We start from the raw sequence: 15,705 nt of genomic DNA, 5'->3' as shown, positions 1-15,705 counted from the left end.
GCGTGCGATGCGTAGGAAGGCGGTGCAAGCGTGATGCTGGGTGACGGGCAAGTGAGCGCTGGCGTAACGGGCGATGCTGCAGCAGATGGCGAGTCAACAGGCGAGACGCCGATGACGCCGCCGTTTTCGGTGCTGATGGCCGTGTACGCCGGCGACGAACGCGACTATCTGCGTCGTGCGGTGTTGTCGAACACGCTTGAGCAGACTTGCGTTCCGACGCAGTTGGTCATCGTGCGTGACGGGCCGGTTCCCGCGTCGATACAGGCTTTTTTAGATGGGCTGGATGTTTGGCTGGGCAAGGCATTCGCGCAAGTCGGGCGGCATGATTCGCTTCCCGAGATCACGGTGTTGGAGCTTGCGCGCAATTCCGGGCTGGCGCATGCGTTGAATCAGGGTCTGCGGCGCTGCCGGTACGATCTGGTCGCCCGTGCGGACAGTGACGACATCTCGCTGCCGGCGCGATTCGCCACGATTATCCCGCTGCTTGATGGGCCACATGGTGAGTCGCATCGTGCGCCGCAGCATGATTCGCGCGGAGAACGTGAGCATGTCGGCCACTATGACATCGTCGGCAGCGCTATCCGCGAGTTCAGCGGCGATGAAAGGCACCCCGGCCAGGCGCGCACACTGCCAGCCGGTGGCAAGAAGCTGCTTGATTTCGCGCGCGTCCAGTCGCCGCTGCATCACCCGAGCGTGGCCTTCCGCAAGTCGGCGGTGCAGCGCGTCGGCGGGTACCCTGAGCACAGCGGTCGCTTCGAGGACTATCTGCTCTGGGAGCGGCTGATTCTGGCTGGTGCGCGGCTGCATAACGTTGCCGAGCCGCTGGTGCTGTATCGCGTCGATGCGGGCGCATATCAGCGGCGCGGCGGCTGGGCCATGTTCCGCGACGAGCTGGCATTGCAGCGCCGATTCCGTGCGGATGGGTTCACGAGCGCTGCGCAATTTGTGCGTAATGTCGCTATTCGCGCGCTCTACCGGCTCATGCCGACCGGATTGCGTAAGCTGGGGTATCGAGCGCTGATAGCGCTGCGCAATGCGGGACGTAAGCTCGGCGACGTGAGCGGCAGCGGGCGGCGCAAGGCGCAACGCAATCGCGGCAGCGGGCGCAGCAATGAACGTAGCAGCGAACGTAGCAGCGGAAGCAACGATGGGTGTAACGATGGACTCAGCAATGGGCGCAACAGTAGACGAAACGATAGAGGGAGCAGCAGCGACAGCTCCGGGCATGGCAACTCCGAACACAGTATTTCTAAACGCAGTATTTCTGAAATGAATGAGTCAAAGAACCGCAGCGCTCGCTAGGAGAGGCTGACCGCAGCAGCATTCAGTCGCAGCTGCTCTCGCACAACAAGACGGAAACGAGGCATAACGCATATGGAACTGTCCACATGGCAGCAGGCTGTGCCCTTGGTCGTGGCCGTCATACTCGCGATCTATGTGCCGGGCACGCTGATCGCTGCCGCCGCCGGGCGGCGCGGAACCGTAGAGCTTGCCGCGCTGGCACCCGTGGTCTCGCTCGCCATCGCGGGCGTGGGCGGCGTCATCGCTTATCCGCTTGGGATGAGGTGGGAGTGGTGGAGCTACCTCATGTCCTGCGCGCTGGTGCTGGTTGTCGTGCTTTCCATAGCTGGCCGTCGTGAGGCAATGCGGCTGATGCAGCGCGGGCTGCGGCATGCTGAGACCGCGAATCGCGCGTCGTCCGCAGGCTCCATAGATTCCGCAGATTCCGCGCAATCCGGCGCAGCGACCGACACGCTTCAGGCGGATTCCGTTCGTCCGGCTTCGAAGCGCCCGACTCCGCAGACTTTTGCGCAATGCTGCCGCGAGGTCCTGCGCTTATGCCGTTTCTGGCTTCCCGCATGCGCGGGCGTTGCGTTGGCGGCGCTCACCGTGACGTTGCGGTTGATGCGCGCCGTGCCTTCCCCGGAGCAGGTCACGCAGAACTATGATTCGGTGTTTCACGACAATGTGGTCGCCCGCATCATGCTCACCGGCCAGGCCTCGTCGCTGCACGCGCTGCCGCCGATTCGCGAAGTCTACCCGATAGCCTTCCAGCAGTTCGCAGCGCTGGGTGGCAGCGCGGTTCCCGGAGCCAGCGCGACCACGGCCATCACCGCCGCCTGGTTGGTATTCGCGGCGCTTATCTGGCCGATTTCGATACTGTATCTCGTCCGTGTTATTTGCGGCCGCCGTGTCATCTCCGACTTCCTGGCACCGGCTTTGTCGGCCGTCAGCGCCGGATTCCCGTTCCTTCTGCTGGATTGGGGCACGCTGTATTCGATGTTCGCCGCCCAAGTGGTCGCGCCGGTGCTGCTGGCGCTGCTGTGGCGGTGGTGCCGTCACGACTGGAAGGCGGGCAAGGCAACGGCGCTGGACGGCCTCGGCTGGGTCGCCGTGGGCGTGATCGCGGTGTCGTTCTGCCATTTCCGCGTCACGCTGACCGTGATATTGCTGGCGTTGCCACTGCTGCTCGTGTGGCTGGTGCAGGCGGTCGGCGCATTGCGGCGCGCCAATGCCAAGGCCTTCCGGATTGCCTTGGGCGCTGGCGTGCTCGCGGTGGTCGCTGTGCTGGCCGTAGGCTTCAAGATCTTCGTGAATATGTATCTGCGCACCAATTCGCGGCCCATCTCCGGCCATCTCAACGGCGGTCCGGCCTTGCCGACCGAAGATATCCCGTCGGCAATCAAGCGTTTTGCGCTGGGTGTCCCCATCGACTCGACGGATCAGCGCATGGCCGTGTTCTGGCCGATTGCCGTGCTGCTGATCGCTGCCGTCGTGGTCGCGCTGCTGGCGCATACGCAGGAAAGCCTCATTATGGTGGCGTCCTTCGCGCTGCTGGGCTTCGTATTCATCAGCTGCGCGGGGACCCATGCCGATTGGGCGAAGGTGGTGACCGCGCTGTGGTACAAGGATCAGCGCCGGCTCTTCGCGGCTTGGCCTATCGCTGCGTTGCCGCTCATATGCTGGTCGCTGCTCTGGCTGCTCGATATGGCGTCATCGGCGCTGGCTCGGCGCGGGCAGTCAGGTCGGCAGCCGTCGCTTGTGCTGCGTTCCTGCGCGCTGGCGGTGGCCGCTATTATAGGACTGCTGGCCTGCGTCGCCAATCCGCAGGCCGACGGCATGCAGCGGGCAGTCGGCCGGACCTACGCCTTCGCCGCGAACGGCTCGGATGATCCGATGCTTTCGCGCGACGAGTATCTGCTGCTCGGGCGCCTGGGCTCGCATGTGGGGGAGGGCGAAGGGGTGATTTCCGACCCGTGGAATGGCAGCGGATTCATGCTCGCCATAGGTCGGCGCACGCCATATTATGCGCATCTCAACATGCTGTGGGATTACGATCATGCCTATCTCGCACTGCATTTGGGCAATATGAAAACCGATCCGCAAGTCTGCGAGATCATCCAGCGCAACAATCTGCACTGGTACTTGGATATGGGCGGCTCGTACGCGCCCGGCGACCCGCAGCACGCGATATTCGCCGGCATGCGCCCGGTCGCAGGAGTCATGCAGCCCGTCGACCATCAGGGTCGCGCGACTCTGTACTGGATCACCGGCTGCGGGATGGGCAGTCGGCCGTAGCCGGTGGTGTGAGGGGCAGGCAAGCGGCCCTCTAGTAGTGTTGTCACGCAAAATGCCCCATTAGCGTGATATTGGTACTAGAGCCGTCAGCTAGTCGGACTGTCGTCACGCAAATGACCCTATTTGCGTGACGTTTGTACTAGGATTCCACAGCACTGATTTCTATATCATCGATGGCGGCGACGATTTCTGGGTTGCCGGCCAGCAGTTCCGCGTTGGCTGCGGGGCGCTGCCCAAGGCCTTCGCGCAGGCCGCGCTTGAGGCAGTCGAGGATGACCGCGCGGTCCGGCGAGCGCCAGTAGGTCAGCACCCAGCGGCGCAGGGTTTTGAGCAGCAGCTCGGTGTATTCGGCTGCGGTGAAGTTGCCGCGTGAGAATCGCAGGATCCACAGTTTGTTGCGCACTTCGAAGAAGAAGCGCTCGCCCGGGTCGGCGTCGCTGGAACCGAAGACCTTCGTCTTGTGTATGACTTCGCTCGCGGGCACGTAGTAGCCGGTCGCGCGGCGGAGCAGCTTCGTGGTGTATTCGTAGTCGTCGTTCCACAGGAAATACGCGGCGCGGGGCAGCGCGCGGGTGGATTCGATCATGCGCGCGTTGATAAGGCAGGAGACGAATGAGAGCGAACGCACTTGGAAGGCTTCGGCCGATTGCTGCAGCTTCGCAGCGCCCAGCGCGCGCCAGGTGCGCGGGCGCGGCTTGTTCATCAGATGCTCGCGGCCATCGGTCCACAGCGCTTTCGAACCCAGGACGGCCGGCCAGACGCCATTGCGCTCGCGGGCCTCGCCAGCGGCGGCGAGCAGCTGCTCCAAGGCCGTGGGGGTGGGGATGGTGTCATCGTCCATAAGCCAGACGTAGTGGTTCGCCTGTTGGCTGCGGTTGTCGTCAGGATGGTTTGCGGCGTCCAGTATGGCAGGGTCGGTGGCAGCGTCGGCCAGTGCGCGGGCGATTCCGGCGCAGAATCCGCCAGCGCCGCCCACATTGTGATCGAGTACGGTGACTTCGGGCTGCAAGGGGTGCCGCTTCGCCACATCAGCCGCGCCATCGGTGCTGGCATTGTCGATGACGATGACGCGATCCGGCTGCCGGGTCTGCGAGGTCAGCGCGTCGAGGCACTCCTGCAGCAGACCCGCGCGGTTGTAGGACACGACGATGGCGGTGACGGTAAGACTCATGCGTTCCAGTATAAACGCCAGTGGCTAAGCGCGGCTCGGCAAGTGGCACTGGACAGATTCATGCGTTTGGTATCGGGAAGCGCACGAATTCGTCCAGTAGTCCAGTAAACAGACTGCAGTCTGCCGCCCATCGCAAACCATGCTGAATTCGGCCTCCGGCTTCCGAGCCGATTTCACCGTCGTCGCGTAGACTGGGAATCATGCGCTTTCTTCCCGGGCAAGAGCCCACTCATGACCTGACCTATGACGATGTGTTCTTGGTGCCGTCGCGCTCGGACGTGACTTCGCGCTTCGATGTCGATCTGTCTTCGGACGACGGCACTGGCACCACAGTGCCGATTGTGGTGGCGAATATGACCGCCGTATCGGGCCGACGCATGGCGGAAACCGTGGCGCGGCGCGGTGGCATGGCCATCATCCCGCAGGATATCCCCACCGATGTCGTGGCGAAGGTGGCAGGCCGGGTCAAGGCCGCGCATCCGATTGTGGATACGGCCATCACCGTGCACCGCGACGACCCGGTGGCCGCGGTGATCTCGCTGATTCCGCGACGCACGCATGGCGCCGCCGTGGTGGTCGAGAGTGGCAAGCCGGTCGGCATCGTCTCCACGAAGGACTGCGAAGGCGTGGACCGCTACGCGCAAGCCGGCACGGTGATGACGCCCGAGCCGCAGGTCGTCAAGCTCTCCGATGTCGAGGGCGGCGGCGAGCACCTGCGCGAGGTGTACGGTCAGCTCACCTATCATCGCCGCTCCTTCGTGCCGGTTGTCGATGACGCCGGGCTGCTCGTGGGTGTGCTCACGGCCAAGGGCATCGTGCGTTCGAGCATCTACCGCCCTGCGCTCGATGCGCAAGGTCGGTTCCGCATCGGCGCCGCCATCGGCATCAACGGCGATATCGAGTCGCGTGCGCAGGCGCTGCTTGAGGCCGGGGTCGATACTCTTGTGGTCGACACGGCTCATGGCCACCAAGAAAAAATGATCGCGGCGCTGCATCGCGTGCGCACGCTCGACCCGAAGGTGCCGATCGTGGCCGGAAACATCGTTACGGCGGCGGGCGTCGAGGACCTGATCGAGGCCGGAGCCGACATTATCAAGGTGGGCGTAGGGCCGGGAGCCATGTGCACCACGCGCATGCAGACCGCCGTGGGCCGCCCGCAGTTTTCGGCCGTGCTCGAATGCGCCGAAGCGGCGCGCAAACTTGGCAAATCCGTCTGGGCCGACGGCGGCGTGCGCCATCCGCGCGATGTCGCGTTGGCCATCGCCGCAGGGGCCAGCCAGGTCATGGTCGGCTCGTGGTTCGCCGGCACCTTGGAATCGCCGGGCACGCTCCAAGTGGACGGCGAAGGCCGGCGCTACAAGGAAAGCTTCGGCATGGCCTCGGCCCGCGCCGTCGCGGCTCGCACCGCAGGCGTTGATTCCTTCGACCGCGCGCGCAAGGCGCTCTACCAGGAGGGCATCTCCTCCTCGAAGATGTACTTGGATCCGCAGCGCCCCGGCGTCGAGGATCTCATCGACGAAATCACCTCAGGCGTGCGCTCCTCATGCACCTACGCGGGTGCACGCAATCTCAGGGAATTCGCCGAACGCGCCGTCGTCGGCGTCCAGTCCGCCGCAGGCTATCAGGAAGGCCGCCCGCTGCCGCAAGGGTGGCGGGCGTAGTGCACCTTGGATAGGGCCGTGTTGGAAAACGTACGCTGAGTCGCTGTCAGCGTACGTTTTCCAACACAGCCTTCGTGAGCAATCAGAAAAACGTACGCTTAGGCTCGGTGCTAGCGGGCTCGGTGCAGCAGGCTCGGCATCAGTACCGAGCCTGCGAATGCCCGCTCAGTACTTCATGCCCATCGCGGCGCGCACCTCATCGAGGGTCTGCTCGGCGATGGCGTTGGCGCGGTTGTTGCCGTCGTGCAGGATGTCGCGGATCGAATCCATATCCTTGGCGAGCTCGGCGCGGCGCTCGCGGTGCGGGGCAAGGAACTCGTTCACCGAGTCGATGACGTACTGCTTCAGCGCGCCGGCACCCGCGTCGCCAATCTCCTCGGCGATATCCTTCGGGTCGCGGTCGGTCACTAATCCGGCGGTCGTCAGCAGCGCGGAGACCTGGGGGCGGGCGATGGGGTCGAAGGTGATGCGGCGCTCAGAGTCAGTCGGGCTCTTCTTGATGAGCTTCGTCGTCTCCTGCGCGGTGGCACCCAGCATGATCGAATTGCCGTAGGATTTGCTCATCTTGCGGCCGTCCAAACCCGGAATCTCGGGCGCCTCGGACAGAATCGCCGAAGGCTCGGGGAACACGGGGTGCTTGGGCGCGTAACGCTCGTTGAAACGCCGCGCGATGGTGCGCGTGATCTCCACATGCGGCAGGTTGTCCTTGCCGATCGGCACGACGTTGGCCTTGCAGAAGAGGATGTCGCACGCCTGATGCACGGGGTAGGTCAGCAGCAGTCCGGTCAGCGCGTGGCCGGAGGCCTCCATCTCGGACTTCACGGTGGGGTTGCGGTGCAGTTCGGCCTCGGTCACCAGCGACAGGAACGGCAGCATCAGCTGGTTTTCGGCCGGCACCGCGGAATGCGTGTAGATCATGGTCTTGGTCGGGTCGATGCCCGCCGCAAGATAGTCGAGCACGAGGTTGAGCACATTGTCCTCGATATGCTCGGTCGTGTCGCGGTCGGTGATCACCTGATAGTCGGCGATGATGATGTTGGAGTGCACGCCCTTGTTCTGCATGGCGACACGCTCCTGAATCGAGCCGAAGTAGTGGCCCAGGTGCAGTCGGCCGGTCGGCCGGTCGCCAGTGAGCATCGTGAAACGGCCCGGATTCGCGTCGAGCTGCGCCTTGGTCTGCTCGGAAAGCCGCTTCGCCGCTAGGAAGCTCGCGCTCATCTCATTGCCCGCTGCAGTCATCTGCTGGTCGTCGCTCATGCCATGTCCTTTGCCGCACCCGCCGAAAAGCGTGTGGAAACCGTTCGAAAATATCGCTTTTATCGTAAAAGTCCGAGCAGACAAGCCGGTGCGGCGCAACTGGTGGTACTCTCTTATGTGATGAATCGAACGCAACAGTAAATTTCAGGGGGTCAGATGGGCCGCGGACGTCAGAAAGCCAAGCAGCAGAAAATAGCCCGTAAGCTCAAGTACTTGACAACTGATACCAACTACGACGAACTCGCCAAGGAGCTGCGCGTTCAGGAGCAGGGCTCTGACGTAGCTGATTCTTTCGCTAATGCCGGAACGGTGTACGCCGATGATTCGACGTCGACTCGTGGTGGCGATCGCGCTGGTGCGGTCGAGAGCAAGCCTGAGTCACAGTCGCCCGTTGACGACGATCTTGACGAGTACGCCAAGTGGGCCGCCGAAGCCGCCGCGAAGGCAACCAGCGACGAGTTGCCGGTGACGCCGGCCGCCAAGCCGAAGCCGCATCGCATTCCGATGCCGGTGCCGAGTGCGCTGTCGAAGAACGGCGCATTGCACAAGACCGGAGCGGCGCACAAGACGGGCGTGCCGCAGAAGGTCGCGGACGGTGCTGGTGCCGAGCCGCGCGACGCAAGTGCCAGTGCTGCCGACGAGTCGGGCAAGGCCAGCAAAACTGGTGACGCCAAGGTTGCAAGTAAGGCTGTGGGCGCTGGGTCTGCAAACACGGGGTCTGCGAGCAAGACGCCAAAGGCTGTGAAAGCTGCGAAAGCCGCGAAGCCCTCAAGTGGCACGGCACGCAAGTCGGATGGCCAGACCGGCAAGACTGCGAAGGCAGCGGGCGCGTCCGCGAGTCGGTCGGCCGCCGCGACCAAGGCCAAGTAGCTTAATAGGCGCGACTCGAACTCCATGCAACGGCCTGTGCCCCTTTCGTGACGCTAAATCGTGATATGAGGCACGAAAGGGGCAGAGCGCTGTAAAGAATGCCCCTTTCGTGACGGTAATCTGCATTCAGCGTCACAAAAGGGGCAGAGTCGGAACCGGAAAGGCCTAAGCACATGAAGAATGAGCTGGTGTATCAGTCGACCGACTACACCTGCGCGCCGGCGACTATGGTGAATGCGCTGCGCTATCTGTTCGATCGTGACGAGATACGCCCTGATGTGCTGTGGTCGGTTTTCCGCGCCTCGCTGGATATGTACGGCTCTGACGGCAGTTTTGGCGGCGATGGCACCTCGCCGGACGCCATGCTCAGCCTGGTCAGCACTTTCAACATGTATGGCGAATCCGGCCAGTTCCCCATTAGGGCACGGCTGCTGCACGGCGAGGATGCGCTGGCGGGTGAAACTGACGAATCGGGCAGATTGGATACTCCGTTGCGCCGGGCAATCGCGTCGGGGCTGGACGGCATCGATGCGAATCAGCCGACTCGTGCGCAGCGCAATGGTGAGAACGCTTCCGACGCTGCTGTTCAGCGCACCAGCATTCAGCACATTGATGAGGCTGCGCATAATGTCAGCCCCGGCGCAGTCGGCGTGGCGCGGGTCTGGTCGAACCGGATGAACGGGCATTATGTGCTGGTCACCGGTTTCGGCGCGCTGCCTGATGGTGCCGCCGCCGTGCGCGTATTCGACCCGTACAAGGATTCCAAGGTTGACGGCGTGCAGGTGCAGCGCATCGAGCATGAGCCCGCGCAGGCCAATCGGCTGATTGCCGCCTCGCTATTCGACAGCGGGGAGCGCACGCCGTACGCCTTGGTGAATGACCGGTATGAGCGCCGCGTCATCGTCATCGGGCGCCGCGAATCGGCCTGAATCCGCCCCGAACGTCGTAGCACCGCAATACAGCCGCAATCCGTCGCGAGCTTGCCGCGGCGTGCTGTGATAAGCGATTATAACGAATGCCGATAGCGCAATGTGGCCGCTGCGGCGTCAACGGCAACAAAGGTACTTTATACTGACCTGAGCCGATGCCGCGCATGGACCATCATCTGTGGACGGTATCGTATGGCCGGGCGCTTGACGTTACGGGCCAGCCGATCAGGGATGGCCGGTGGCCGACGGTGCCAGCCGAACAGAGATACGCAAGACATGTATCAGACAGGGAAGAAGCATATGAACGTTCTGAAGAACCGTGTTACCACCACGCATCGCAAACTGGCGGTGTCCGCTGCCGCAGCAATCGCGGCCTTGGGCCTCGCGCTGGCCGGATGCGGCTCGCAGGGTTCCACCAGCTCATCGTCGAGCAGCGCGTCTGGATCGAATGGCTCGAACAGCGCCGTCGGCAAGCCGTTGGATACTGCGGCCTACGACAAGATCATCGCTGCAGGCTCCGTGGCCGACAGCTCCACGGTCGATGCCAGCACCTGGGCCTCGGCGGTCAAGAAGGCCGGCGTGCTCAAGGTAGGCGGTACCAAGACCTCGGCGCTGTTCTCGCTGCAAAGCCCGGACGACAACAAGGTGCGCGGCTTCGATGCCGGCCTGTCGCAGCTGCTGGCCCGCTACATCATCGGCGACGCGAAGACCGACGTCAGCGTAGTCACCTCCTCCACGCGCGAGGCCGTGTTGCAGAACGGCACGGTGGATTCCGTGTTCGCCACGTATTCGATCACCCCTGCGCGCATGCAGAAGATCGATTTCGCCGGCCCGTATTACGTTTCGCGCCAAGGCATTCTGGTCAAGTCCACGAATACCAGCATCAAGTCCGTCAAGGATCTCGACGGCAAGAAGGTCGGCGTGCAGGCCGGCTCGACTGGCCCGCAGGTCGTCAAGAAGGCCGCGCCGAAGGCCACCGTGCAGGAGTTCCAGGACGATTCGCAGCTGGTGCAGGCCATCAAGCAGGGCCGCATCGACGCTTATGTGGTCGATCAGTCGCTCGTGCTGGGCGATGTGGCCAAGGAACCCAAGGCGCTCAAGGTCGTCGGCAGTGGCTTCGGTACTCCGGATCCCTACGGCATCGGTCTGCCGAAGGGCTCTGACGCCAAGCCGTTCGTGAACGCATGGCTGAAGAAGATCGTCGCCGACGGCACGTGGGCGAAGCTGTGGAAGGCCACCATCGGCGACCGCACCGGCGTCACCACGGTGCCGAAAGTGCCGACCATCGGCTCGCTGAACATCAAGTAGGCGTCTGCTGAGTGAGTGCCTGCTGAGCGCCTGCCAAGTAAGCGTTGACTAAGTGAGTACTTGCAAGGCGCAGCGTTAGCAAACGAAAGCAATCTCAAGCCAGGCGGGGCGAAAGCCGAGCAGCCGCCAGGCACATCCGAATGAGGGTCGTTCGGTGGCTGATAAAGTCGGCGTATCTGATGCATGAGATGTTTCAGATACGCCAGCTAGCTGCCGAACGGCCCTTGATGCTCACATGACCGGTCGCTGAAAGCCGCAGCGATCAGGCGACCGATCACGTCAGGCAATAACGGCAATAACCGATTAACCGACTACAAGCCCAAGGCGGTGGCGTATGCATCAGGATTCGCTATGGGGTACCATGTCCTATCTGGCCGGGCGCTTCGGCCATGACTATGTGATGAGCTACGGGGTGACGCTGCGCATCGGCGTCATCTCGTTCATTATTGGGCTGCTGCTCGCCATCCTGCTGACGATGGCGCGCATCAGCCCGATTCCGCCGCTGCGGACGGCGATTTCGGGCTATGTCGAAATTTTCCGCAATATTCCGGTGCTGTGCCTGCTGCTGTTCATCGTGTACGGCCTGCCGGAGGTCGGTCTCACGCTGGACTATGAGCCAAGCGTCATCGCTGCGCTCGTGCTGGTGTCCTCCGCGTTCGGCTGCGACAACCTGCGCTCGGGCATCAACGCCGTGGACCCCGGGCAGATTGAGGCCGCGCGCTCGCTAGGGCTGTCGTTTGGCGGCATCACGCGCTCCATCGTGCTGCCGCAGGCGCTGAGCACCGTCGTGCAGCCGATGGTCACGCTGTTCATCTCAGTGATCATCAGCTCCTCGACTGGCGCGCTCGTGCCAATCGCCCATGACGAGCTGACCGGGCTGGTTTCGCAGATCAACACCAAAGAAGCGCTGGGCATACCAACCTTCGTGGTCGCCGCGCTGTTCTACGTGGCCACGGGGCTGGTCATCGGCGCGATAGGCCGCATCATCGAAAAGAGGGCCGTGATATGGCGATGACACCCACCGAAGCCGCGCTGTTCGAAGCCGCAGGTCCGCACGCCCGCCGACGCATCCTCATCGGCACCATCGCCACTTCGCTGGTGTTCGCGGCGCTCGTCGTCTGGCTCCTCATGCGACTGGACGCCAACGGCCAGTTCGACCCGCAATATTGGGATCTGTTCGCCAGCGTCAACACCTGGAAGTTCCTCGGTGCCGGTTTCATCGGCACGATTCGGGCGTCGCTGAGCGCAGGGGTCATCGCGCTCGTCGGCGGCCTGGTGCTCATGTTCGGCCGCATCTCGGGAATCGCGCCGGTCCGCTGGCTCGCCACGGCGGTGATCGAATTCGTGCGCGGCACGCCGACGCTGCTGTTTATCTACTTCTTCTTCCTCGTGCCCTCGCAGTTCGGCATCCATATGAGCACCTATTGGATGGTGGTCATCCCGGTGTCGTTCTACGCCTCCGCCGTGCTGGCTGAAGTGTATCGCGCCGGTGTGCAGGCCGTGCCGGCCGGGCAGCGAGAAGCCGCGGAATCGCTGGGCTTGGGCCGCTGGCAGGTGTACAGCTCGGTCATTCTGCCGCAGATGTTCCGCATCATTGTGCCGACGATGGTCACGCAGCTGGTCGTCGTGGTCAAGGACACCACCTTCGGCTACGTCGTCACCTACCCCGAGATGATGCAGAACGCGAAGGTCATCGTCGCCAACTCCACCAGCATGCTGCCGGTCTACCTCGTGGTCGCCCTCATCTACATCCTCGTCAACTACGCCATCTCCCGCTTCGCCCGCTGGCTTTCGAGCCGCTCCGACGTCAAGATCCTTGCGGCGTGAGGGTTGGGGACATCATTGGTTCTAGTAGTGACGTCACGCAAACAGGTGATTTTGCGTGACGCTGCTACTAGGAACGCCGATTGGTAGTACTGTCGTCACGCAAACACGGCCGTTTGCGTGACGACAGTACTAGGACAGTGACGCTAGTACGAGTAACGGGGCCGGTGGCACGCAAAAGTGGCGCGTTACGCAACTACCAGCGGCAGCAGAGGGCTGAGGTCATCGCGCTCGCCGACGGCACTGATGTGGCCGGCGGTTTTCTCCTCATCCCATGTGGTGATGCCGCAGGCCAGACGCAGCCATACGTCCGGGTCGAGTTCGATGACATCGGGCGGCGTGAGATTGTGCGGGTCCGAAGCCGGGCCATCGAGAATCTTGACGGCAGCCCACGGGGCCACACGCACCTCGACGCCTGGCCCGGGTGCCCTGCGTTCGAGCAGGAACATGGAGTAGCGCACGGCCAGTGCCCAGATTGGGCGCGGGAGGTCGGAAGAAACGGACAGGCGCACCGCCGCGTCGGTCTGTGTTGCCGGGCTTTCGGCTGGAACGGTTGGAGACGGCAGTCCTTGCGACTCCAACGCGGTTTGCGCCGCCTGCGCCCATTGGTGCAATGCGGCCTTGCCTGCCGCCAGATCCTGTTCACGTATCGCTGCCATAGCCTCCATTGTGCCAGCGCATTGGACGTGGAGTCGGACGTGATGGTGCAATCCGTGCGGATTGGGCGTCATATGCCGCCTCAGCGTACGTTCTTATGCACGCTCCCATGCTCCGTATTGGATAACGTACGCTGAGAAGCGGTTATCGTACGTTATCCAATACGAACGTCGTGAACGTGTAGGAAAACGTACGCTGAGCAGGTGGCGGCGCACGTTGCCCGAATCCGCTGCCACGTACGTCGCGTACGTCGGGCATAGTGCCCATGCCGCGCATGGCACCCGCGCCGCCAAATATTAAGACTCCCGATACCTGGTGTTTCAGCGGTCGTGCTAAGCTCAGCGCTGGAAACGTATGCAATAACGAGTCGTGACGGCGAATGGGCAGCAGTGCAAAAGTTAATGTGGCGTCGTTCGGCTCGGGCATAATCGGGCATAATGTTTCATGGAGAACAATCCGTCAAAGGGAGTCAGGTAATGACCGAACACACCGCACCCATGTCACCGACCACGCCGGGCGAATTCGCCGACGAAATTCGCAAGGAACTCAAGTATACGCAGGGCGTGACCGCCGAGCAGGCGACGCCGGCCGATGTGTACGTCGCCACCGCGACCGCAGTGCGCAAGCACCTCGTGGATTCGTGGGCGAGCACGCAGCATGACATGGTCGCTGGCAGCACGAAGGCTGTCGGCTACTTCAGCGCCGAGTTCCTCATGGGCAAGCAGCTGCTCAACGCGCTGCTCAACGCCGGCCTGAGCGATCAGTTCTATGATGCGGTCAAGGAGCTTGGCTTCGACGTGCAGGATGTCATCGACTCGGAATACGAGCCGGGACTGGGCAACGGCGGCCTGGGCCGGCTCGCCGCGTGCTACATCGACTCGCTCGCCTCCAAGGGCGTGCCCGCTTTCGGCTACGGCATCCAGTACCGCTACGGCATCTTCAAGCAGGAGTTCGACGAGCAGGGCGCTCAGGTCGAGCGTCCGGACTACTGGCTGGCCAACGAGGAGCCGTGGGGCCATATCGACTACAACCGCTCGCAGCGCGTCAACTACGGCGGCAGCGTCGTGGAAGAAGACGGCAAGAAGGTGTGGAAGCCGGCGTGGTCGGTGCGCGCAGTGCCGGTCGACTATATGGTGCCGGGCTATGCGTCGGGCCGCGTGAACACGCTTCGGTTGTGGAGCGCGAAGTCCTATGACGAGTTCGACTTGCTGGCCTTCAACAAGTCCGAGTATATGGACGCCGTCAAGCCGCAGGTCGCCGCCGAGAACATCTCGAAGATCCTCTACCCGGAGGATTCCACCCCGCAGGGCAAGGCGCTGCGCCTTGAGCAGCAGTACTTCTTCGTCGCTGCCTCGATTCAGGACGCGATTCGCGTCTTCTACCCCGGCGAGGAGAACCCCGACCTCACTACCTTCCCGAGCAAGATCTGCTTCCAGCTCAACGACACGCACCCGGTCATCGGCATCCCCGAGCTCATGCGCGTGCTCATCGACGAGTACGGCTACGACTGGGATACCGCGTGGTCCATTACCAACAAGTCCTTCAACTACACCTGCCACACGCTGCTGCCGGAGGCCCTTGAGGTCTGGTCGGCGAAGCTGATCGGCGAGCTGCTGCCGCGTCATCTTGAGATCATCAACAAGATCAACGAGCAGTTCGTCGCCGAGCTGGGCACCAAGACGAACGACAGCGCCAAGATCGACCGCATGCGCATCGTCACCGACGGCGAAGACCCGCAGGTGCACATGGCCTACCTCGCCACCTATGGCGGCTCGCACGTCAACGGCGTGGCCGCGCTGCACTCGCAGCTGCTCAAGGACGTCACGTTGCGCGACTTCTCGGACGTCTACGGCGACAAGTTCACCAACGTGACCAACGGCGTGACCCCGAGGCGCTTCATCAGGATCGCCAACCCGCGCCTGTCCGCGCTGATCACCGAAGGCCTGGGAACCGACCGCTGGCTGAGCGATCTGGACATGCTCGAAGGGCTGGTGCCGCTGGCGAAGGACGACGAGTTCGTGAAGAAGTTCGCCGCCGTCAAGCAGGCCAACAAGGTCGCGTTCTCCAACTACGCCAAGCGCGAGTACGACTTCGACATCGACCCCAACACCATGGTCAACTCCATGATCAAGCGCCTGCACGAGTACAAGCGCCAGAGCCTGAAGATCCTCTCCGTCATCTCGCAGTACGCCGACATCAAGAGCGGCAAGGTCAGCGCGGACGACATCCTGCCGCGCACCGTCGTGTTCGGCGCCAAGGCCGCTCCCGGCTACAAGATGGCCAAGCTCACCATCCAGCTCATCAACAATGTGGCCCGCGTCGTCAACAACGACCCGGACGTCAAGGGCAAGCTGGCCGTGTACTACCCCTGGAACTACAACATCCGCCTCGCGCAGCACCTCATCCCCGCGACCGACCTCGACGAGCAGATCTCGCAGGCCGGCAAGGA

At 63.0% G+C, this 15,705-nt stretch carries 11 protein-coding genes and 1 pseudogene; 9 read left to right on the top strand and 3 right to left on the bottom strand.

Annotation, left to right across the window (positions count from 1 at the left end; translation table 11 throughout):
- Positions 1-33: 33 nt before the first annotated feature.
- Both LKK40_RS09135 and LKK40_RS09130 read left to right on the top strand, forming a co-directional pair.
- Positions 34-1,302, top strand: coding sequence for a glycosyltransferase (locus LKK40_RS09135; protein WP_237564520.1), 1,269 nt, complete (start codon positions 34-36; stop codon positions 1,300-1,302).
- A gap of 72 nt (positions 1,303-1,374) precedes the next feature.
- Entirely contained in the window at positions 1,375-3,579 is a 2,205-nt protein-coding gene (locus LKK40_RS09130) for a DUF6541 family protein (protein ID WP_304310340.1), read from the top strand.
- Between the two features lie 139 nt (positions 3,580-3,718).
- Here the strand turns inward: LKK40_RS09130 and LKK40_RS09125 are convergent, their stop codons facing one another.
- Positions 3,719-4,750 carry a glycosyltransferase gene (locus LKK40_RS09125; protein WP_304310339.1) on the bottom strand — a complete coding sequence of 344 codons (1,032 nt, stop codon included), beginning with the start codon at positions 4,748-4,750 and terminating at the stop codon, positions 3,719-3,721.
- Between the two features lie 200 nt (positions 4,751-4,950).
- Here LKK40_RS09125 and LKK40_RS09120 point away from each other — a divergent pair, with 200 nt between their 5' ends.
- The gene (locus LKK40_RS09120) at positions 4,951-6,411 is read left to right on the top strand and encodes a GuaB1 family IMP dehydrogenase-related protein (RefSeq protein WP_304310338.1); all 1,461 of its coding nucleotides are present in this window, start codon (positions 4,951-4,953) and stop codon (positions 6,409-6,411) included.
- A gap of 165 nt (positions 6,412-6,576) precedes the next feature.
- On the opposite strand, the gene trpS is transcribed toward LKK40_RS09120, so the two are convergent.
- Positions 6,577-7,668 (bottom strand): tryptophan--tRNA ligase, encoded by a 1,092-nt coding sequence (gene trpS, locus LKK40_RS09115; protein ID WP_152581491.1) that lies wholly within the window; start codon positions 7,666-7,668, stop codon positions 6,577-6,579.
- Positions 7,669-7,824: 156 nt separating this feature from the next.
- Between trpS and LKK40_RS09110 the strand changes: the two are divergent.
- From LKK40_RS09110 to LKK40_RS09090, 5 genes and pseudogenes are all read left to right on the top strand, one after another.
- Positions 7,825-8,193, top strand: a pseudogene (locus LKK40_RS09110) (DUF3073 domain-containing protein); the annotation flags it as partial.
- A 518-nt stretch (positions 8,194-8,711) separates the two neighbouring features.
- Positions 8,712-9,467, top strand: coding sequence for a hypothetical protein (locus tag LKK40_RS09105; RefSeq protein WP_304310337.1), 756 nt, complete (start codon positions 8,712-8,714; stop codon positions 9,465-9,467).
- 300 nt (positions 9,468-9,767) lie between these two features.
- Positions 9,768-10,775 (top strand): glutamate ABC transporter substrate-binding protein, encoded by a 1,008-nt coding sequence (locus tag LKK40_RS09100; RefSeq protein WP_304310336.1) that lies wholly within the window; start codon positions 9,768-9,770, stop codon positions 10,773-10,775.
- 334 nt (positions 10,776-11,109) lie between these two features.
- Positions 11,110-11,790 carry an amino acid ABC transporter permease gene (locus LKK40_RS09095; RefSeq protein ID WP_273193726.1) on the top strand — a complete coding sequence of 227 codons (681 nt, stop codon included), beginning with the start codon at positions 11,110-11,112 and terminating at the stop codon, positions 11,788-11,790.
- A complete protein-coding gene (locus LKK40_RS09090; protein ID WP_304310335.1) occupies positions 11,781-12,602 on the top strand; it encodes an amino acid ABC transporter permease in 822 nt (273 codons plus the stop codon). Before LKK40_RS09095 ends, LKK40_RS09090 begins: the two co-directional genes overlap by 10 nt.
- Positions 12,603-12,787: 185 nt before the next feature.
- Here LKK40_RS09090 and LKK40_RS09085 read toward each other — a convergent pair whose 3' ends face one another.
- On the bottom strand, positions 12,788-13,258 hold the full coding sequence (locus LKK40_RS09085) for a sterol carrier family protein (protein ID WP_304310334.1): 471 nt from the start codon (positions 13,256-13,258) through the stop codon (positions 12,788-12,790).
- Positions 13,259-13,732: 474 nt separating this feature from the next.
- On the opposite strand from LKK40_RS09085, the gene glgP reads away from it, so the two are divergent.
- A partial coding sequence (gene glgP / locus LKK40_RS09080) for a glycogen/starch/alpha-glucan family phosphorylase (protein ID WP_304310333.1) occupies positions 13,733-15,705 on the top strand: 1,973 nt, incomplete at its 3' end.

Origin of the sequence: Bifidobacterium tibiigranuli (genome assembly GCF_022655035.1) — a bacterium.
In the GTDB taxonomy this organism is placed as follows: Bacteria; Actinomycetota; Actinomycetes; order Actinomycetales; family Bifidobacteriaceae; genus Bifidobacterium; species Bifidobacterium tibiigranuli_A.
The sequence above is the reverse complement of the archived record's forward strand: the minus strand, read 5'-3'. Positions and strand labels throughout refer to the sequence as shown.

Bases quoted from the DNA above. Each gene is read 5' to 3' on its own strand.
- LKK40_RS09120 (WP_304310338.1), top strand. From the start codon at position 4,951: ATGCGCTTTCTTCCCGGGCAAGAGCCCACTCATGACCTGACCTATGAC.
- LKK40_RS09130 (WP_304310340.1), top strand. From the start codon at position 1,375: ATGGAACTGTCCACATGGCAGCAGGCTGTGCCCTTGGTCGTGGCCGTC.
- LKK40_RS09095 (WP_273193726.1), top strand. From the start codon at position 11,110: ATGCATCAGGATTCGCTATGGGGTACCATGTCCTATCTGGCCGGGCGC.
- LKK40_RS09105 (WP_304310337.1), top strand. From the start codon at position 8,712: ATGAAGAATGAGCTGGTGTATCAGTCGACCGACTACACCTGCGCGCCG.
- LKK40_RS09125 (WP_304310339.1), bottom strand. From the start codon at position 4,750: ATGAGTCTTACCGTCACCGCCATCGTCGTGTCCTACAACCGCGCGGGT.
- LKK40_RS09085 (WP_304310334.1), bottom strand. From the start codon at position 13,258: ATGGCAGCGATACGTGAACAGGATCTGGCGGCAGGCAAGGCCGCATTG.
- LKK40_RS09135 (WP_237564520.1), top strand. From the start codon at position 34: ATGCTGGGTGACGGGCAAGTGAGCGCTGGCGTAACGGGCGATGCTGCA.
- LKK40_RS09090 (WP_304310335.1), top strand. From the start codon at position 11,781: ATGGCGATGACACCCACCGAAGCCGCGCTGTTCGAAGCCGCAGGTCCG.
- trpS (WP_152581491.1), bottom strand. From the start codon at position 7,668: ATGAGCGACGACCAGCAGATGACTGCAGCGGGCAATGAGATGAGCGCG.
- LKK40_RS09100 (WP_304310336.1), top strand. From the start codon at position 9,768: ATGAACGTTCTGAAGAACCGTGTTACCACCACGCATCGCAAACTGGCG.